The sequence below is a fragment of the Deinococcus yavapaiensis KR-236 genome (assembly GCF_003217515.1).
Classification (GTDB): Bacteria; Deinococcota; Deinococci; order Deinococcales; family Deinococcaceae; genus Deinococcus_A; species Deinococcus_A yavapaiensis.
The window spans coordinates 308795-328019 of record NZ_QJSX01000001.1; the positions used below are offsets into that span (position 1 = coordinate 308795).

At 64.6% G+C, this 19225-nt stretch carries 18 protein-coding genes and 1 pseudogene; 9 read left to right on the top strand and 10 right to left on the bottom strand.

Annotation, left to right across the window (positions count from 1 at the left end; genetic code table 11):
- Positions 1 to 37: 37 nt before the first annotated feature.
- The 3 genes from DES52_RS01525 to DES52_RS01535 form a co-directional block, all read right to left on the bottom strand.
- Positions 38 to 2557, bottom strand: coding sequence for a U32 family peptidase (locus DES52_RS01525; RefSeq protein WP_110884983.1), 2520 nt, complete (start codon positions 2555 to 2557; stop codon positions 38 to 40).
- A 62-nt stretch (positions 2558 to 2619) separates the two neighbouring features.
- The gene (locus tag DES52_RS01530) at positions 2620 to 2829 is read right to left on the bottom strand and encodes a hypothetical protein (protein ID WP_110884984.1); all 210 of its coding nucleotides are present in this window, start codon (positions 2827 to 2829) and stop codon (positions 2620 to 2622) included.
- 60 nt (positions 2830 to 2889) lie between these two features.
- Positions 2890 to 3159: a rhodanese-like domain-containing protein gene (locus DES52_RS01535; RefSeq protein WP_110885188.1), complete on the bottom strand. Its 270-nt coding sequence runs from the start codon at positions 3157 to 3159 to the stop codon at positions 2890 to 2892.
- 76 nt (positions 3160 to 3235) lie between these two features.
- On the opposite strand from DES52_RS01535, the gene DES52_RS01540 reads away from it, so the two are divergent.
- Together DES52_RS01540 and DES52_RS01545 are read left to right on the top strand one after the other, a co-directional pair.
- The gene (locus tag DES52_RS01540; protein WP_245900562.1) at positions 3236 to 3547 is read left to right on the top strand and encodes a rhodanese-like domain-containing protein; all 312 of its coding nucleotides are present in this window, start codon (positions 3236 to 3238) and stop codon (positions 3545 to 3547) included.
- A gap of 8 nt (positions 3548 to 3555) precedes the next feature.
- Positions 3556 to 3903, top strand: a complete 348-nt coding sequence (locus tag DES52_RS01545; RefSeq protein WP_110885189.1) for a metal-sulfur cluster assembly factor — start codon at positions 3556 to 3558, stop codon at positions 3901 to 3903.
- A 66-nt stretch (positions 3904 to 3969) separates the two neighbouring features.
- Here the strand turns inward: DES52_RS01545 and DES52_RS01550 are convergent, their stop codons facing one another.
- Entirely contained in the window at positions 3970 to 4455 is a 486-nt protein-coding gene (locus tag DES52_RS01550) for a fasciclin domain-containing protein (protein ID WP_110884986.1), read from the bottom strand.
- A gap of 49 nt (positions 4456 to 4504) precedes the next feature.
- A complete protein-coding gene (locus DES52_RS01555; RefSeq protein WP_170130837.1) occupies positions 4505 to 4867 on the bottom strand; it encodes a hypothetical protein in 363 nt (120 codons plus the stop codon).
- Between the two features lie 7 nt (positions 4868 to 4874).
- On the opposite strand from DES52_RS01555, the gene DES52_RS01560 reads away from it, so the two are divergent.
- Complete coding sequence (locus tag DES52_RS01560) at positions 4875 to 6239, top strand: phospholipase D-like domain-containing protein (RefSeq protein WP_170130838.1); 1365 nt, start codon at positions 4875 to 4877, stop codon at positions 6237 to 6239.
- A gap of 17 nt (positions 6240 to 6256) precedes the next feature.
- Here the strand turns inward: DES52_RS01560 and DES52_RS01565 are convergent, their stop codons facing one another.
- Complete coding sequence (locus DES52_RS01565; protein WP_110885190.1) at positions 6257 to 7477, bottom strand: MFS transporter; 1221 nt, start codon at positions 7475 to 7477, stop codon at positions 6257 to 6259.
- A gap of 233 nt (positions 7478 to 7710) precedes the next feature.
- On the opposite strand from DES52_RS01565, the gene DES52_RS01570 reads away from it, so the two are divergent.
- From DES52_RS01570 to DES52_RS23665, 6 genes and pseudogenes are all read left to right on the top strand, one after another.
- A complete protein-coding gene (locus DES52_RS01570) occupies positions 7711 to 8904 on the top strand; it encodes a sugar ABC transporter substrate-binding protein (RefSeq protein WP_110884989.1) in 1194 nt (397 codons plus the stop codon).
- Between the two features lie 146 nt (positions 8905 to 9050).
- A complete protein-coding gene (locus tag DES52_RS01575) occupies positions 9051 to 10445 on the top strand; it encodes an ABC transporter permease subunit (protein WP_110884990.1) in 1395 nt (464 codons plus the stop codon).
- Positions 10442 to 11839 carry a sugar ABC transporter permease gene (locus DES52_RS01580; RefSeq protein ID WP_110884991.1) on the top strand — a complete coding sequence of 466 codons (1398 nt, stop codon included), beginning with the start codon at positions 10442 to 10444 and terminating at the stop codon, positions 11837 to 11839. Before DES52_RS01575 ends, DES52_RS01580 begins: the two co-directional genes overlap by 4 nt.
- Positions 11840 to 11934: 95 nt before the next feature.
- Positions 11935 to 13779 carry an alpha-amylase family glycosyl hydrolase gene (locus DES52_RS01585; protein WP_110884992.1) on the top strand — a complete coding sequence of 615 codons (1845 nt, stop codon included), beginning with the start codon at positions 11935 to 11937 and terminating at the stop codon, positions 13777 to 13779.
- 8 nt (positions 13780 to 13787) lie between these two features.
- Positions 13788 to 14255, top strand: coding sequence for a metallophosphoesterase family protein (locus tag DES52_RS01590; RefSeq protein ID WP_110884993.1), 468 nt, complete (start codon positions 13788 to 13790; stop codon positions 14253 to 14255).
- Between the two features lie 55 nt (positions 14256 to 14310).
- Positions 14311 to 14562: pseudogene (locus tag DES52_RS23665) on the top strand (deaminase); the annotation flags it as partial.
- A gap of 26 nt (positions 14563 to 14588) precedes the next feature.
- Here the strand turns inward: DES52_RS23665 and DES52_RS01600 are convergent.
- From DES52_RS01600 to sufB, 4 genes are all read right to left on the bottom strand, one after another.
- Positions 14589 to 15377: an AIM24 family protein gene (locus DES52_RS01600; protein ID WP_110884995.1), complete on the bottom strand. Its 789-nt coding sequence runs from the start codon at positions 15375 to 15377 to the stop codon at positions 14589 to 14591.
- Positions 15378 to 15539: 162 nt separating this feature from the next.
- Complete coding sequence (locus tag DES52_RS01605; protein ID WP_146237157.1) at positions 15540 to 16316, bottom strand: hypothetical protein; 777 nt, start codon at positions 16314 to 16316, stop codon at positions 15540 to 15542.
- A 58-nt stretch (positions 16317 to 16374) separates the two neighbouring features.
- The gene (gene sufD / locus DES52_RS01610; protein ID WP_211317839.1) at positions 16375 to 17745 is read right to left on the bottom strand and encodes a Fe-S cluster assembly protein SufD; all 1371 of its coding nucleotides are present in this window, start codon (positions 17743 to 17745) and stop codon (positions 16375 to 16377) included.
- A gap of 73 nt (positions 17746 to 17818) precedes the next feature.
- Positions 17819 to 19222 carry a Fe-S cluster assembly protein SufB gene (sufB, locus tag DES52_RS01615; RefSeq protein WP_110884997.1) on the bottom strand — a complete coding sequence of 468 codons (1404 nt, stop codon included), beginning with the start codon at positions 19220 to 19222 and terminating at the stop codon, positions 17819 to 17821.
- Between the last annotated feature and the right edge of the window lie 3 nt (positions 19223 to 19225).

Here is a 19225-nt window from a genome sequence, read left to right on the forward strand (position 1 = left end):
AGCAAAATCAATCTTCGCGTGGGCTTCTTCTCAAGAATCAAACGAGTTCGAGTTGAGGCAACTCCGCGAACTCTTTGGGCACGAACAAGCTTCCTTCCGTGACGCCTTGCGGGCTGATCTCGGCGAGTCGCGCGGCCAAGCCGCGCTCGCCCAACTCGCCCGCGAGGTGAGCGCGAAAGGCGCTCACGACGCGTCGCACGTCCTCGGCCGACTCGTGGACGAACTCCAGCCGGAACTCGGCGAGTCCCGCGTCCCGCCAAGCGCCGAGGTGCTTCGCGGCCGTCTGGGCCTGCGCTCCGAACACGGTGTTGCGGCATCCGACGTCCGCCATCACGGGATGCAGCAAGCCCTTCTCGTCGCGCAGCGCCACCTTGTGCGATTCGCACGGATGCCCGCAGTTCGTGTAGTCCGTGCCCGTCGACAGGAAACGGCAGAAGACGCAGTGCTCCGTGTGGAAGACGGGCAAGTGCTGGTAAGCGATCACCTCCAGCTTCTCGGGTCCGACGAGGGCGGCGAGTTCCGCCACTTGACGCGCGTTGAGGTCGTGCGTCGGCGTGACGCGGCTCAGGCCGAGCTTCAGCAACTCGCGCGTCGTCACCGCGTTGGCCGCGTTGAGGCTGAAGTCGCCGACGAGTTCGTGGGAACGCTGCGCGCCCTGCAAGCCTTCGAGCAAGCCGCCGGACCGCACGAGAATGTCCGCGTCGAGCGACAGCAAGAACTTCTGGATGTTCTGCTCGGTCGGCTTGAGAACGCGCGGACTCGCCACGCGCACGCGAATGCCCGCCTCCTTGACGCGCGCCACGGCGGGCTTGAGGCCGTACAGTTCGAGATAGTCGAGCGTGATCGACGCGGGCCGAGCTTCGATCGCGGCGTCGAGTTGCTCGGGCGTGCGCACGAGAAGGTGGAGGGCGGGCGGCCGAGAACCCGCCGCTTGCGAGGCGGGCGGCGAGACGGACTCGCTTTGCGCGCGCGAAGTCCGCACCGGCAGCTTGCCGCGTTCCTCCAGAAGCAGGCGCACCGCTTCGCGCCGCAAGGCGTTGAGTTCGCTGACGGGCACGAAGACCGCGTCGGGCAAATCGGCGCTGAGATCGGCGAGGTGGAAGGGCGTTCCGCCGAGCTTGCCTAGCGTGTCGCGCAAGGCGTCCTCGGTGAGGGCGCGGTTTCGGGCGGGCTGCAAGGGCGTCTCGCCGACCGCGGTGACGCTGCGGCCGGCCTCGTCGACGAGGGTCAGCATCGGGGGCGTTCCCTCGTAGCCGAGGAAGGACGCCGCGACGGGCCGCGTGTACACGGGATCGGCGGGCTCCAGGTACTTCTTGACGCGCGAGGCGAGCGTCGGATCGAACGTGCGCCACACGAGGTCGCCCGCGCGAACGCGTGAAGGATCGACGGCGCCGCGTCCGAAGCGCACTTCCACGACGCGGCCCGGAGCGGCGTCCTCGAGTTTGCGCTGCTCGTCGAAAAGGCCGAAGACGTGGCCGCCCTCTTCACGCTCGCCGGGGCTGCGCCAGTTCGCCGCGTCGAACACGAGGCCGTCTCCGAGACGCACCCGTTCGCTGAGGCGTACGAGGACGCCCGTTCGCGTGACGTTCAACACTTCGCCGACGCGAACGCCTCGGTGCCTCGGGGCGCGGCCGCGCACGACGGTTTGATGGTTCGTGCCGGAGATGAAGTGCGGCCCGAGCCCGCGCGAGTACACCTGTTCGAGGTCGCGCTCCTCTTCGTCGGTGATGGACAGCGGGCGGCCTTCCCACGCCTCGTCGATCGCCTTGCGGTACGCGCTCGTCGTGAGCGCCGTGTACTCGGCGTCCTTGTAGCGCCCCTCGATTTTGAGGCAGTGCACGCCGATCCGCACGAGGTCGGGCACTTGCTGCAACGCGTACAAGTCGCCGGGCGACAGTAGGTAGCGGGCGTCGCCGAGATCGCGCCGCTCGTCGTCCACGACGAGGTCGTACGGCAAGCGGCACGCTTGGGCGCATTGACCGCGGTTGGCGCTGCGTCCGCCCCACGCCTCGCTGGAAAAGCACTGGCCCGAGTAGCTGACACACAACGCGCCGTGCACGAAGGTCTCGAGTTCGATGTCGGTCGCCTTCGCGATGCGCTCGATGTCGAGCAAGCTGAGTTCTCGACCCAAGACGACGCGGCTCGCTCCGAAGCGCCGAGCGAGCTCGGCGCCTTCTGCGGACGTGATGCTCATCTGCGTCGAGCCGTGAATCGGAAGGTCGGGAACGAGGTCGTGGGCGATCTTCGCCACGCCGAGGTCCTGCACGATGATCGAGTCCGCGCCGGATTGCGCGATGTGCACGAGTTGCTTTTCGGCGTTCTTGAGTTCGCGGTCGAACACGAGGACGTTGAAGGTCACGAAGCCCAGCACGCCGCGGGTGTGCAGATAACGCATGACGTCGGGCAGTTCTTCGCTGGAAAAACCGACCTTCGCCCGCGCGTGAAAGGCGTCGAGGCCGAAGTACACGGCGTCCGCGCCCGCCTCCACGGCCGCCTTGAGTTGCGGCCATCCTCCGGCGGGGCTCATCAGTTCGGGCTTCACGGGCGTACGAGGCATAACGAGACAGTCTAAAGGATGCCTTCACGGCCGAACAGGAAGCGCGTCACTGCTCGCGACGGTCATCCGCCGGATCGTTCGGACCTCTCGAAGCGCTCGGACAGGATGAAGAACGTCGGAGCCCACAGCCCGATGAAAATACCGAATCGTTCGGCGTGCGCCGCGTCCTTGTCACGGCCGCCCGAGGCGCCCCAAACGATGATCGATCCGAGGATCGAAGCGAAACCGGCCCACAAGCAGACGCGCGACAACTTGACTTCGTTTGCGTTCATACGTCCTCCGCTCGCCATGGTCATGCAAAGGCGGCGCGAAGAGTGCACGATGTGCGACGCTCAAGACCTTAGCGCGAGCTTGAGGCCCTTCACACCGCCGGGCAGATGCGTCGCTTCCACCCCGTCGGCGAGAAGGTACATCGCGGCGACGCGAGACCTCACGCCGATCTCGCACACGACGACGACGCGGCCCGTGATTCCGTGTCCGCCCTTCTCGATCTTTTCGAGGCTGCTCACGAGAATCTCGTTCGGAATGAGCGTCTCCAGCGGGTCCTTCCAGCGAAGTTCCTGCGGGCGGATGTCGACGACGACGACGTCGGGAGAAATCACGGAGTCAGTGTACGCCGAACGCGCGTCTCGCGCGAAAGGCACATTCCTAGCGTTTCGCTCGGGTATGCTTTATTCCATGGAAGAAGTGACTCCTCAAGAAGGTCTTCGTCTCGTTCAGCAAGGCGCGTTGTTGCTGGACGTGCGCGAATCGAACGAGTTCGAGGAAGTGCACGCCGAAGGCGCGCAGCTCATGCCGCTCTCGTCGTTTCAGCAGACGTACGACGAGCTCGACAAGGACCGCGACATCGTCGTGATCTGCCGCTCGGGCGCCCGAAGCGCACAAGCCGCGCAGTTTTTGCTGCAGCAAGGCTACAACGCGGTGAATTTGCAAGGTGGCACGATGGCGTGGGAGCAAGCAGGGCTGCCCGTCGAAAGGAAGGACGCGTGACGCAGGACATGACCCAGGAAACGAACGACGCGAGCACCTCGCTCCCGACCGAAGCTCAGGTGCGCGAGGCGATGAAGATCGTCAAGGACCCCGAGATTCCCGTGAACGTCGTCGATCTCGGCCTCGTGTACGACGTGGAGATCAACGAGGGGGGCGCGGTGGACATCACCATGACCCTCACGTCCGTCGGTTGCCCCGTGCAGGACATGATTCGCGCGGACGCGGAACTCGCCGTGATGCGCGTCGACGGCGTCACGCAAGTCAACGTGGACTTCGTGTGGTCGCCGCCGTGGAGCCCGGACAAGATGAGCGAGGACGGCAAGCGCCAGATGCGGATGTTCGGCTTCAACGTCTGAGCAGGCTCCACCCGCTTCCTTCGACCCCCTCGCCCATGATGGGCGAGGGGGTTTTGCTTGGGCCGTTCAGTTCGCCGGGGGTAGGAGCACCGTGTCGATGACGTGGACGACGCCGTTGCTGGCGGCGATGTCGGTTTGCGTGACGTTGGCGTTGTTGATGCGAACTCGGCTGCCGTTCACGGCAATCGTGACGTTCGAGCCTTGCGAGGTGCGCGCGGAGCGCAGACGCACGACTTGCGCGGCGGTCACGTGGCCGGGCACGACGTGATACAGCAGGACGCGCCGGAGCGCGGCGGGATCGTTGAGAAGCGCCTGCAGCTGCGCGGCGGGCACCTTGGCGAACGCCGCGTTCGTGGGCGCGAAGACCGTGAAGGAGCCCGAGCCGCTCAAAGTCTCGGCCAAGCCGGCGGCTTGCACGGCTTGCAGCAGCGTGGAGAAGTTGGGGTCGGACGCGACGATGCCGGCGATCGTGGTGTTCGCGCCACCTCCGGCGAGGGCGGCAGGGCCTGTGAGCAGAGCGAGGGTCAGCGAAGCAGCAATCAACTTTTTCATGGCATATCCTTTCGGGCCGCACTGACACGATGTTTTGCGGCCTCCGACGTTATTGTCGAAGGCCGCCGAGCGCCGAAACGTACCATTTCGCCGAGTTCACGACCGAATTGTCGCGGAGCGTTTCATCTTGGTGGATCGCCCGCCACAAATGGAAACGGGACGCACCGCGAACTCGATCGTCGGGACCGAACGGGCTCACGGTCGGCCCGAGGGCGGCGCTCCTCACGAGGGGCAGCAGGGCGTGGCCGAAAATGCCGACACCCACCGACGGACACAAGTCCACGCCGATGAGCGGCCCGAGCTGACGCCCGAGGGCGAGCGCCGACAAGTTGAGGCCCGTGTTGCTCGTGGCGAGTGCGGACCTTTTCTTGGCCGTCGGGGTTCGGACGGTTTCGTCCGCGCCTCCGTACAATGCGGGCGTGCCTCCAAATCGATCCTCCGTGTTCGTGACGAGCGGGTCGTACCCGCCGCGTGACGGCCACTCGGTGACGCTGCTCGTCGATGGCGAGCCCGCCTTTCGCCGTATTTGCGAAGCGATCGAAGCCGCGCGTTTCGACGTGTGGGTGACGATCACGTTCCTTTGGTCGTCCTTTCGCATGCCCGACGGCCGAGAAGCGCTCGACGTGCTCGAATGCGCCGCGAAGCGCGGCGTGAACGTGCGCGTCCTCTTTTGGCGCCCCGACGACGAGACGGCGTCGCTTCGTCGAAACGCGTGGTGGGGTTCACCCGAACACTTCGACGAGCTTCGGCGGCGCGGCTCGCCGCTGCACGTTCGTTGGGACCGCGCGCAAGGCGGCTTCTGTCAGCATCAGAAGTCTTGGCTGGTCGATCCCGGCGAGGACGACGGCGTGGCGTTCGTGGGCGGCATCAACCTCAACCCTCATTCGGTCGTGTCGCCCGGCCATCACGGCGAAGGGCAAAATCACGACGTGTACGTGGAAGTGCGAGGACCGTGCGTCGGAGACGTGGCGCACAACTTCGTGCAGCGCTGGAACGAGGCGAGCGAGCGGCGCGCGGCCGACGGGCATTGGAACGGCGAGGACGAGTTGCCGTTCCCGGCCCGCCTTCCGAAGCCGCGCGGCACGGCGACGGTGCAAGTGCAGCGAACGATTCACGCGGGCCGTGTGGCACACGGTCGCCCGCCCGTGGACGGCGCGGAATTCGACATCGCGCTCGGAGAGCGCTCTGTTCTCGACGGAGTGCTGCGCGCGCTGGGATTCGCGCGCCGTTCGATCTATGTCGAGCAGCAGTACGTGGAGGTCCTCGAGGTCGTCGAGGCGTTGCACGCCGCGTGCGCGCGCGGCGTGGAGGTGGTGTTGGTGATGCCGAGCGAACCGGCGGTGGGGCCCGACGCCTACCGATCGCCCGAGCGCCGCGCGTTCCTCGAGCGGCGCTCGGCGTTGGGCTCGTACGCGAACTTCACGCTTTGCGGCTTGGCCGGATCGAGCGAGGACGGACGACGGGCGCCCGTCTACGTCCACGCGAAACTCTTGCTCGTGGACGACGTGTGCGCCGTGGTCGGCTCGGCGAATTGGCATCGCTTTTCGTTGTTCGGCAACGCCGAGTTGAACGTGGCGATCCACGACGTGCCGTCGGCGCGGGCGTTTCGCGTCGCGCTGTTCGAGGAGCATCTCGGCGAGGACACCGCGCACCTGGACGACTTGGAGGCGCTGGGTCGCTTCAAGGCGGTCGCTCGCGCCAACCGCGAGAGGTTGGCGCGAGGTGACCCCGCGTGGCAGGGCCTCGTGTTCGCGGCGGACGTGGCGCGGTACGGCGTGACGTAGGCGGGCGAGCGTCGAAGTCAGTCGTCGGTGCCGAAGGCGTTCACCGTCGGCTTGAAGGCGGCGCCGCTCACGAGCAGCAGCAGCAACAGCAGGACGCCGCTGAAAATGTAGGGTCCGCTGACGCTGACTTGTTGGTAGAGCCCCGCGCCGATGAGCGGACCGAACATTCTCCCGAGGGCGAGCGCCGAGGCGTTGAGACCCGCGATGCGGCCCTGTTCACGTTCGCTCGCGCCCAGACTCAAGGCTGCCGAGAGGCTCGGCGCGAGCAGGGCCGAGCCGACTCCGACGACGCCGAGCGCGAAGGTGATACTCCAAAAGTCCTGCCCGAGCGCGATGAGCAGCATGCCGCCTCCCATCACCACGAGGCCCGCATAGATGAGTGCGCGCGGCGCGAATTTCGTCGAGAGGGAGCGTAGGGCGCCTCCTTGCACGAGCGCGGCGAGCAAGCCGAACACCGTCAGCATGAAGCCGATCGTGCGAGTGGCGTCACGTCCCGACACGGCCAGGCGGTCTTGCACGAAAAAGCCGATGGTCTGCTCCATGCCGACCGACGCGAGGGTGTACAGCATGGACACCACGAGCAGCAAGGCCACGCCGGGCCGGGCGAGCAGATCGAGCGAGAAGCGCGGCGTGAGGCGCTCCACGACCTCGTTCGGGCGGCGGCCTTCTTGCAACGCCGTCCGAGCGAACAGCGCCGTCAGGAGGCCGAGGCCCACCGAGAAGTACACGGGCGCGAGCAGCCCGAAGCTCGACAGGGCGGCGCTGATGCTCGGTCCGAAGACCATGCCCAGACCGAGCGCGGCCCCGACGAGGCCCATGGCAGGCCCGCGGTTGTTCGCGTCGCCAAGGTCGGCGAGGTAGGCTTGCGCGGTCGGCAGGGTCGCGCTCGACAAGGCGCCTCCGATCGTGCGAGCGACGAGCAGGCCGAGAAACAACGGCCATCCCGACAGCGTGCCGTGCAATCCGAGCGTGGCGACGAGGCCGAACAGCGCGAACGACCCCGAGAAACCGACGAGCCCGAGCGTCAGGATCGGCTTGCGGCCCACGCGCTCCGAGCGTGCTTGCCACAGCGGCGCCGTGAGAAATTGCATGAGGCTGTACGCGGTGCCGAGCAGACCCACTTCGGTTTCGCTCAAGCCGAGTCGTCTCGCGAGCGGGGCGAGGATCGGGAAGAGGACCGACAAGCCCAGCGTCGCCACGAACAGGGTCAGAAACAGGATGACGCGAGGGCGGCGCACCACGGCATGCTAACAACGGGCCGAGGAGGCGTCAGGTCGCTTTGTCCCGCCCAGCGAGGACGCTGAGGAAGCTGACGCACGTGTTCGACTTCGACCTGATTGTGATTTTCGAAGTCTTGTCAAGTCCCTGAAGGACCCATATACTTTGGTTGAGCATGAAGCAATACGGCTGTGCTGCTCGGTGACCCGAAGACGTGGAAACCCTGTCTTCCGTCACGCCAAGGAGTGAAGCTATGAAGAAAGCACTGGGTCTTTCCCTGCTGTCCGTTGCCATGATGAGCCTCGGAAGCGCTTCCGCCGCCAAGATCACCGTTTGGACGCACTTCGAAGGGCCCGAACTTGCCTGGCTCAAGGATCAAGCGACCGCGTTCGAGCGTGCGACGAAGAACGACGTCGATATCGTCAGCGTGCCCTTCGGCACCATCCAAGACAAGTTCATCCAAAGCGCGCCGCGTGGTCAAGGCGCGGACCTCCTCGTCAGCCAACCGCACGACCGTCTCGGCGCCTTCGCGGCCGCCGGCGTCATCGAGCCGTTGGACAAGTACATCACGAGCCGTACGGACCTGTCCAAAATCGCGCTTAGCACGATGACGTACAAGGGTCGCCTCTTCGGCCTCCCGATGTTCGCCGAAGCGGTCGGCGTCGTGTACAACAAGAAGCTCGTCAAGAGCGTTCCGACGAACTGGAACGACTTCATCAAGGTCGCTCAAGCGAATACCGGCAACGGCCGCTTCGGCTTCTTGTACGACATCGCCAACGCGTACTACAACTACGGCATCATCAACGCCTACGGCGGATACGTCTTCAAGAACAACAACGGTACCCTCGACGTCAAGAACCTCGGGATCGCCAACGACGGCGCCGAGAAGGCGGCGAGCCTCCTGAACGACTTGCGCTACAAGTACAACCTCGTGCCCGAAGGGCTCGACGACCAAGCGGCGCGCTCGGCGTTCCTCGATGGTCGCCTCGCGATGTACCTCACGGGCCCTTGGAACATGGGTGACATCAAGAAGGCCGGCATCGACTACGGCATCGCCCCCTTGCCCACGCCTCCGGGCGCCACGAGCAAGTGGAGCCCCTTCGTCGGCGTGCAGGGCATCATGCTCAGCGCCTACAGCAAGAACAAGACGGTCGCCGCGCAGTTCGCGCGTCAACTCGTCACCTCGGACGCCCAAGTGAGCTTCAACAAGGCGGGCGGACGCCTGCCCGTGAGCCTCTCGGCGACCACGCGCCTCAAGAGCGACCCTGTCGTCGCGGGCTTCGGCAAGAACATCAATCTCGGCACGCCGATGCCCAACGTCGCGGAAATGGGCGCTGTGTGGGGCCCGTGGAGCAACGCGAACGCTCAAAGCGTCGCCAAGCCCAACGCGAACTTCAAGCAAATCCTGGATGCCGCGCAGAAAGAAATCAGCGCGAACATCAAGTAAGGTCGAGTCGTGTGTCAAGGGAAGGTCGTTTCGGCCTTCCCTTTTTTTGTGTCGATAGATAGTTTTTCGTTTCCTGTATCGTCTTGCGGGGCGATATAAGAAGGCGCAGAATAAGTTGATTTACTCAGAAGGAGGGACTATTTTCAATGACGACGTCACTTCGAGGTGACACGCCTCCTCAAGGAACACGCGGTCTGTTCATCGCGCTCGGCATTCTGCTCGTGCTGCTGGTGGGGTCCGCGTTCGTCGCTTGGGGACTGTCGAGACTCACGAGCCTCGTATGGCCGACAGCACCCGCGTGGTTGCTGTTGGTGTACCTCGCGCTCGTGCTGCTTCCCGCGATGTTGTTCGTTAGCCGAGCGTTTCGCTGGATTGTCAATTGGTACTACCTGTTGCCCGCCATCGTCGTGCTTCTCGCCTTCACGGTCTTCCCGATCGTCCTGACCGTGAACTTCGCGTTCACGAATTACAGCGGGCAGAACTCGGGATTCCCCGACACGGCGTACAAAACGTCGATAACCCTTTCGAGCGACCGCACGACGCTCACGCTCAAGGAGCTTCCCGAAGACTTCGCCACGGCGCAGCAGCTGTTCAACTGCGAAGGTGCGTCGTGCGCACGCAAGCCGATCGCGCTGTACGACGAGGCGGGCGCCGCGCCGGTGACGCTCTCGATCGCCAGCATCGAGGGCAATACCATTCGCTTGAGCGAGCCCGTTCCTGCGACCTTCACACCCGTCGAAACGACGCGCGTGAACACCATCAACTACGTCGGTCTGCGCAACTTCCAAGACATCTTCAAGCGCGCGGGGTCCGAACTTTGGCCGGTGTTCATCTGGACCGTCGCCTTCGCGTTCCTGACGATCATCATCAACGCCTTGTTCGGCTTGCTGCTCGGCATCTTGCTGTACAACAAGCGCCTCAAGGGTCGCAACTTCTACCGCACGCTGCTGTTCTTGCCGTGGGCCATTCCCGCCATCATCTCCATTCAAATGTGGCGCGCGCTGTTGGACCAACAGTTCGGCATCGTCAACAAGGGCCTGGGCCTCTTGGGCGCCTTGCCGGTGCCCTGGCTCACCGACCCCGATTGGGCGAAGGTAAGCATCCTGCTCGTGAACTTGTGGTTGGGCTTTCCGTACATGATGACCGCCACGATCTCGGCGCTCTCCACCATCCCCGACGATCTTTACGAAGCCGCCCAAATCGACGGTGCGAGCCGCTTCCAGCAAATCCAGAACATCACGCTGCCGCTGCTGCGTAACTCGTTCACGCCGATTTTGCTGTCGGGCTTCGCGTTCAACTTCAACAACTTCGGCATCATCTACCTCCTGACGCGCGGCGGCCCCGCGCAAGAAGGTCGCACTTCCACCGCGCAGGCGACCGACATCTTGCTGTCGTGGGGCTTCAACACCGCCTTCACGTCGGCGGGCGGCAGCAACTTCGCCGCCGCGTCCGCCATCGCCGTGATCATCTTCATCCTCACCGTCGCCATCAGCCTCGTGAACTTCCGCGCCGCCGGCGTCTTCCAGGAGGCCCGCCGATGACTGTCTCAGGGTCGAATCCGCCGAGCGGTTCCACGCACGACACGTCCGTCGTATACGTTCACAAAGAGCCCAGCTTGCTGCGCCGCGCCGTGCCGTGGCTCGTCGCCCTCGCGATTCTCGTCGGTTTGTACTTCCTCGTCCAAGCGCTCGCCAGGCCCTTCGTGTCCGGCACCATTCGGCCGTCGTTCTCGATTCTGCGCATTCCGAACGGCTGGCAAGCCGCCTTGCTGTGGCTGCTCGGCGCCGTCGGCTTGCTGGCGCTCACGAGCTTCATCGGCAAGGTGTGGGGCGAGCGCACGTCGAAGCGCACCATCAGCTACTGGCAAGTGCTCGGCGACCAACTCACGCACCTGTTCTTGTGGCTCGTGATCTTCGTCGCCGTGTACCCGCTGTTCTTCGTGCTCATCGCGTCGTTCGATCCGCGCAACAGCCTCTACCAATTCTTCTTGCCCACGACCGGCAACGTGTTCGTGCGCTCGGGGTTGTGGCCGAACTTCGCGAACTCCAGCTTGGACAACTACACGCGCTTGTTCGACGGCGTGAACATTCCGGCGTGGCAGTGGATCTTGCTCGGTGTGATCGCCGGAGCCGCCCTCGCGCTGCTGGTGATCACCTTCCTCCGGCGCCGCGCGAGCGACGAGCGTGCGTACGAGCGCCCGAGCCGCACACTGACGTACGTCGCGCTGGGAGCGCTCGCCCTCATCGTGCTGTTCATGTCGCCCACGCAGTTCCAAGGGCAAGGCAACGAAAGCAAGTTCTTGTTGTCGGTGCGCAACACCTTCCTCGTGTCCGGCCTCACGGGCTTCATCGCGATTCTGTTGTCCACCACCGCCGGTTACGCCATGGCGCGACTTCGTTTTCCGGGTCGCTTCCAAACGCTGCTGTTCTTCATCTTCATTCAAATGTTCCCGGTGTTTCTCGGGCTCGTCGCGATTCAGTACCTGCTGTTCGCGCTGGGACTGTCGAACAGCTTCACGGGCCTGATCCTCGCGTACTCGGGTGGCGCGATCGCCTTCAACACCTGGATCTACAAAGGCTACGTGGAGAGCTTGCCGGAGTCGCTCGAAGAAGCGGCGCTGGTAGACGGCGCGACGCGTTGGCAAGCCTTCCAAAAGGTCGTGCTGCCTCTGTCGGGCTCGATGCTGGTGTTCATCTTCCTGAACCAGTTCATCGGAACGTACGCGGAGTACATCATCTCGTCGCAAGTCATGACGGGCATCGAAAACTGGACGGTCGGAATCTTGCTGTTCTCGTACACCTCCGACCAGTTCAGCACGAAGTGGGGCGTGTTCGCCGCGTCCGCAGTGATGGGCGCCTTGCCGATCGTCGCGCTGTTCTACGGCTTCCAACGCTACTTCGTGTCGGGCGCCGTCGCGGGTGGCGTGAAGGAGTGATTTGAACTAGACTTCGGGTACAACTCGAAGGCAACGCTTGTCCTGTTCGGGCACGACCTCTTTCAAAGAGGCGTGCCCTTTTTTCTGGAGGTTTCATGACGAGTCCTGTTCTTCAAAACATCGTGTTTTCCGACTTGCCCGCCTGGCACGATCACACGCCCGCCTTCACGGCGCGCCTCGGAGCCGAACGTGGCGAGACCGTCACCTTGCGCCTCAAGACGACCCTCGAGCCGAGAGCGGTGTACCTCAAGGTCGTCGTGCACGGCGAAATCGAGGAGTTCCCGGCGCGCGAAGTCGAAGCGCTCGACGGTGAGGGCCGCTGGTTCGAAATCGACTTGCGCCTCTCCGCCCGCAAGGTGCACTACGCGTGGCAGCTCGTGCTGGAAGAAGACAACGTGCACCTCACGATGGCGGGCTTGCACCGCGTTCGGCGCGCGTACCGCGACTGGTTCCACTACCTGGCGGGCTATGAGGCGCCCACGTGGGCTTGGAAGAGCGTCTTCTATCAAATCTTTCCGGACCGCTTCCGCAACAGCAACCCCGACAACGACGTGAAGACGGGCGAGTACGAATACGCGGGCAAGCCGGTCGTGCACGTCGACTGGGACGTGCCGCCCGCGCGCGACCTCGATATTCACGCACATTACGGCGGCGACCTCGAAGGCGTCGCGCAGGCCATGCCGTACATCGCCGACCTCGGCGCCAACGCCTTGTGGCTCACCCCGATCTTCGTTTCGCCGTCCGCGCACCGATACGACATCGCCGATTACCGACACGTCGATCCGCACCTCGGCGGAGAAGCGGCCTTCGAGCAGATGATGGCGGCGGCGAACGCGCACGGCGTCAAAGTCGTGCTCGACGGGGTGTTCAATCATTCGGGGAGCGAGTGGCACCTGTTCAAGAAGGCGTTGTCCGATCCGCACGCGCCCGAACGCGAGATGTTCACCTTCCGCGACGTCGAGGGCGGCAAGCCGCCGTACGCGGCCTTCTTCGACGTGCCCACGCTTCCCAAGATCGACTACTCGTCGCCGATGGCGGTCAACGAGTTCTTCGAGGGAGACTCGAGCGTCGTGAAGTTCTGGCTGGAGCGCGGCGTCGCGGGGTGGCGCCTCGACGTCGCTCAGCAAATCGGCGTGGGCGGCACGGACGAAGGCAACCTCGAACTGCACGCCCGCCTCAAGAGCGCGGCGCGCAGCGTGAAAAGCGACGCCTACGTGTTCGGCGAGCGCTTCTTCGATTCCGAAGCGGTCCTCACGGGTGAAGGCGAGGACGGCGTCATGAATTACCACGGCTTCGGCCTTCCGGTCATGGAGTGGTTCTCGGGCGAGACGTACAAGGGCTTCCCGAGCCGCCTGCCGACCGCCGAGCTCGTGGACTTGCTGTGGGACGCCTACCACGTCCTCGCGCCACAAATCGCCCTCAATCAGTTCAACCTCGTGGACTCGCACGACATCTCACGCGCCCTCAAGCGTCTCGGCGACGACAAGGAAAAGCTGCGGTCGGTCTTGACGCTACTGCTGGGGTATCCGGGCGTGCCGTGCGTCTACTACGGCACCGAAGTCGGTCTGACGCAGGTCGAGAAGGGCACGATGCCGTTCAATCGCGGCACGATGCCGTGGGACGAGTCGAAGTGGGACCTCGACTTGCGGCGCGACGTGCAAGCCCTCATTCGCGTTCGCAAAGAGACCCGCGCCCTGCAAGAAGGTGCGATGCGAATGCTGCACGCGGGAGAGGACGCCGTCGGGTTTTTGCGAACCTACACGCGGGAGGACGGGACTCCCGAAAAAGCCGCCGTGTTCGCCAGCCGCCGAGGCGAGGCGCACGAGGTCAGCGTGAACTTGCCCAGCGGCGAGTGGCGAAACGCCGTCACGGGCGCCGTCGTCTCGAACGGCGGCGCGACGACGCTCGACGTGGGACGCGGTCTGATTCTCGTGGGTTAAACTTCATCATGCGCGTCGGCGTGATCTCGGACACGCACGGACTGCTTCGAGACGAGGTCCTCGCTCGTTTGGCGGGCGTGGACCTCGTCTTGCATGCTGGAGACGTCGGCACTCCGAGCGTCTTGAAGCGCTTGGCGGAATTGGCACCGACGCTCGCGGTGCGTGGCAACGTCGACAAGGGCGAGCTTTCCACCCTGCCCGAGACGCTGTTGTATGACGTGGGAGGCGCCTGGGTCTACATGCTGCACGACCTCGCCGCCCTCGACCTCTCCCCTGCCGCCGCTGGAATTCGCGTCGTGATCAGCGGGCACAGCCACGTTCCGAAATTGGAGAAGCGCGGCGAAACGCTGTACCTCAATCCCGGCTCGTGCGGACGGCGGCGTTTCAAGCTGCCCGTGGGACTGGCCTTCCTCCACGTCGAGGACGGCGAGGTACGCGCGGAGCTCGTGACTCTGGACGCCGTCCTCCCCGAATGACGGATCACGAAACATTCAGGCGCGAAGCCGCGCGTAGAAAAACGTCACGAACGGCGTCGACCGCTTCACCGCAATGAACGATCCGACGGCGCATGCCGAAGTCACCGCGATTCGAAAAGCGACCGCCACCTACGGCCGCTTCGACGTCCCGGACGGCGTGATTCACACGAGTCGCGAGCCTTACCCGATGTGCCTCGGCGCCGCGTCCCGGGCCGCGCCCATCGAATCTGTACTCCGGCGACACGAAGGACGACGCGAGCGCCAGCGGCTTCTCGGGCGCCTTCATCGACCGAGAGCTCGGGCGTGAGGAGGTACGCCGACCGCCAAGACGCCTTACTTCGTCGCGCCCACGACCACGGGCTCGAAGGCGCGGTGCAAGCCCAGGGTCGGCGTGACCCACACCTCACCGCTTCCGCGGAAGACGTGAACGAGGCCTTCCCCGCTGCGCGCGCTCGACAAGATTCCTTTCGTGCTTTTCTCGATGCGGAAGTCGAGGCTGGCCGAGTACGCCATCACGAGGTCGCCGTCCACGGTGAGGGTGTCGTTCGAAAGGCGCAGGACATCCACCTCGCTCATCGGCACCGGGCTTTCCAGCACGAACAGGCCCGCGCCCGACAACTTGCTCTGGACGAGGCCTTCACCGCCGAGCACGGCCGCGCCGACGTTCTTGTTGACGTGCCGCCCGACCTTGATCGAGCTTTCGCACGCGGCGAAGACGCCGTCGTCGATCAGCAAGTCGTCACCCTGCAGATCCGAGATCAAGAGGTGCTTGAAGGTCGGCTCGCACCATACGACGCCGCGCCCCGCGTACTCGGGCTTGTAGGCGCTTTCGCCCGTCGCGGCGCTCGAGACGGCGCGCGACAGGAACCCACCGACGCCTCCGCCTCCGCCGGTGACTTTCATCTCGACGCCGCCGTGCATGTATTGCAGGGCGCCGGGTTGCAAGAGGGCCTTGCCGCCCTCGAGACGAATCGCGAGTTGCTTCAACGTCACGCCCGCTTGCCGCGCGTAGTACAAAGCCTCCGCACCGAGCATGCTCGATCCCGTGAGAGTCTTGTACTCGTGCACCTCGAACGAGAGGCCCGCGCCGCGCTTGCTCTCGAGGAGCGTTCGCTGTTCCATGCTGCATGGTACGAGGAACGCAGCTTCGAAGTTGCGGGAGGGGACGCTCGGTGCGTCAGGGCCGCCCGTCTGCGAGATGTTTTGGCGTTGGAGCCTTCTAAAGCCGCGACGGAGCGAGGAGGAGCCGTTCAGCGTCGTCACCTAGGGGCCTCGCTCGTGTTTTCACTCGAAGTCGGGCGCGACGTACTCCTTGCCGTTCCAGCGGATTCGCCAGTCGAGCCCGCAGACCAGGTCGTGATAGCCGCGCGTTTTCGTCGCGAGCACTCCGTAGCGGTCGCACCCGACGCTCGGCGACAGCAGTTCTCGTCCTTTCGCGTCCGTCACGCCGCATTGCAAGGTGTCCCAGCGATCCCAGATGCCGCACTCGATGCGCTCGTTCGAGCCGTCTTCGTTCAAGTCGAACGCGAACACGTTCCTGCGCTCGTCGAACGCCTCGCGGCGGATGTTCAGCAACGCCTTGAGTTCGGGAATGACGGCCGCGCGCACGAGGACCGCCTTGCCGCCTCGGTACGCCCATGATTTCCAGCGGGCGGCGTCCTCGTCACGGTACACGGCGACGAGACGGCCTTGATACGTTTCGATCTTCGGATCTCGCCAACTGTCGAAGGCGTTCGAGAACAACGGCGCCTTGCCCGGGCGGTACGTGACGAAGCGGTACGAACTCGGGCAGCAGTTGCCGCCGCCGGAGAACAGCACGAGCGCGTCGAGTGTTCCATCCGCGTCGAAGTCCGCGACGCGAACGACGTTCATGATCGCCGTTCCTTCAGAGAAGGGCGGCGTCGGCTTCGCCGGATCGACGAGCGTCACTACCTTTCGGCCGTCGAGCGCGACGAGCACCGGCGAGTACGGGTCGTCCGCTGGCGTCCTGACTTCGTACCGCACGGTCGCGGGCGTGGCGGCAAGAAGGGCCAGGAACCCGAGCGCCAAGAATGTCGTCATGCCTGATGGTACGAAAAAGCGGCCGACCAAAGGGTCGGCCGCTCGGTGACTCGAGATCTCAGACCGCGCCGACCTTCTCGGCGATGACGGCCTCGATGTACTTCACGACGCTTTGAAGCGGCACGCGGGAAAGGACGTCTTCCAGGAAGGCCGTCACGAGAATCTTCTCGGCGAGGCTCTTCGGGATGCCGCGCGAGCGCAGGTAGTTCAGTTGCTCGGCGTCGACGGGTCCCGTGGTGGAGCCGTGCGAGCAACGAACGTCGTTCGCGTTGATCTCCAGCTGGGGAATGGAGTCGTTGCGCGCTTCGCTCGACAGCAGCAAGGTGCGGTGCTTTTGGTACGCGTCCGTCTTCTGCGCGCCGAGATCCACCTTGATCATGCCCGAGAACACGCCGCGTGCCGTGTCGGCGAGCACGCTCTTGTACAAGAGGTCGCTGTGCGCGTGCGGCGCGGCGTGGTGCTGCAAGGTGTAGTGGTCGAAGTGCTGGTCTTTCGACGCGAAGTTCAAGCCCAGCATCTCCGAGCTCGCGCCTTGACCGCGCAGGTGCGACTGCATCTCGGTGCGCGACAGCGATCCGCCCATCGTGACGACGAGCGAGTTCAAGACCGCGTCACGCGCGACATCGCCTCGCTGCCGCTGAATGTGCGTCACGCCTCGACCCCAGTTCTGCACGGACACGTATCGCAGTTGCGCGCCATCCTTCACGATCAGCTCGACGGCGCCGAACGCGAACGCGCTTTCGAGGTCCTCGCTGTCCTGCTCGTCGATGAACGTCACCTTGCTGTTGACGTCCGCAACGATCAGGGTGCGCGTCGCGGTGAAGGTTCCCGACTCGTCGAGGACGCGGAAGGAACCGAGCGGCAGTTCCACCTCGACGTTGCGCGGCACGTAGACGAAGGCGCCGTTCGTCCACAGGGCGGCGTTGAGGGCGCTGAACTTGCCTTCGCTGGCGTCGGGGCTCTTGCTGGGCGTCGTGCCGGGCGCGGCGATCGTCGTGTCGTCAGGCACCTCGGCGGGCACGACGCTGTACAGGTATTGCTGCACGAGCTCGGCGTGGCTGTCGAGCGCGGAGCGAAGGTCCGTGAAGACCACGCCTTGCTGCGAGAGGTCGGCGGGAACGTTCTTGAAGATCACGTCCGGCCCGTCGAACACGAGGTACCCGGCGACATCTGTCGAGCCGAGACGCGCTCGCACGCCCGCCGGAAGCTGCTCCTCGCTCGTGACGGTCTCCTTGCGGCTGGCAGGCTTGAGCGCGTCGAAGTCGATGTCGGAGACGTCGGTGTACTTCCACGCTTCGACCGCCTCGGTGGGAAGCGCGAGGGTGTGGAACAATTCGAGCGCCGACGCGCGTTTCTCGGCCAGCCAGGCGGGACCGCCGAGTTCCTGCACCGCCTCGGGCGAGAACGCCCGGTTCATCGTTTGAGTCATGAGTCCTCCTGGGTGAATCGCTTCGCAAGGAAACGGGCGGGTTCGTCACCCGCCCTGTTCTAGGGCCGTCGGATCAACCGACGGAACCTTCCATTTCGAGTTCGATGAGGCGGTTGAGCTCGACCGCGTACTCCAGCGGCAGTTCCTTTGCGATAGGCTCGATGAAGCCACGCACGATGAGGCCCGCCGCCTCGTCCTCGGAGAGGCCGCGCGATTGCAGGTAGAGGATCTGCTCGTCGTTGATCTTGCTGACGGTCGCTTCGTGGCCGACCGAGGCGTTCTTCTCCTCGATCTCGATGTACGGGTACGTGTCCGTGCGAGCTTCCTCGTCGAGGAGGAGCGCGTCGCATTCGACGTTCGTCTTGGAGCCGTACGCTCCTTCGTAGATCTTCACGAGGCCGCGGTACGAGGAGCGTCCGCTGTCCTTGGAGATGCTCTTGGAAACGATGGTGCCGGAAGTGTGCGGCGCGAAGTGCACGATCTTGGCGCCCGCGTCTTGGTGCTGGCCGCGGCCCGCCATGGCGATCGAGAGGACTTCGCCGCGCGCGCCTTCCTCCAGCAGGTAGCACGCGGGGTACTTCATCGTGACCTTGGAGCCGAGGTTGCCGTCCACCCACTCCATGACGCCGTTCTTGTACACCGCGGCGCGCTGGGTCACAAGGTTGTAGACGTTGTGGCTCCAGTTCTGGATGGTGGAGTAGCGGAAGCGCGCGCCTTCCTTCACGATGATCTCGATGACGCCCGAGTGGAAGGAGTCACGCGAGTAGCTGGGCGCGGTGCAGCCTTCGATGTAGTGCGCTTGGGCGCCCTCGTCGACGATGATGAGGGTGCGCTCGAATTGACCCGCGCTTTCCGCGTTGATGCGGAAGTACGTCTGCAGGGGAATGTCGACCTTCACGCCCTTCGGAACGTACACGAACGACCCGCCGGACCAAACGGCGGAGTTGATCGCCGCGAACTTGTTGTCCTCGGGCGGCACGACCGTCGCGAAGTACTCGCGGAAGAGGTCGGGGTACTGACGCAGACCGTCCTCGATCGAGAGGAACACGACGCCGAGCTTCTCCCACTCCTCCTTGAGGTTGTGGTAGACCATCTCGGATTCGTACTGTGCGCCGACGCCGGCGAGGGCGGCGCGTTCGGCTTCGGGAATGCCAAGGCGCTCGAAGGTCTGCTTGACGTCTTCGGGCACGTCGTCCCACGAGCGGGCGTTGAAGCCTTCGGGCTTGATGTAGTAGTAGATTTCGTCGAGGTCGAGGCCGCTCAAGTCGGCGCCCCACTCGGGCATGGGCTTGGAGTAGAAGATGTCGAGGGCCTTGAGGCGGAAGTCGAGCATCCACTGCGGCTCGTCCTTCGCCTTGGAGATCATTTCGACGACTCCGCGCGACAAGCCCTTGGGAGCCTTGACGGCGTAGCGTTCGGGATCGGCCCAGCCGTACTCGTATTGCGCGTTGATTTCGGCGATTTCAGGATTCGTCATGCG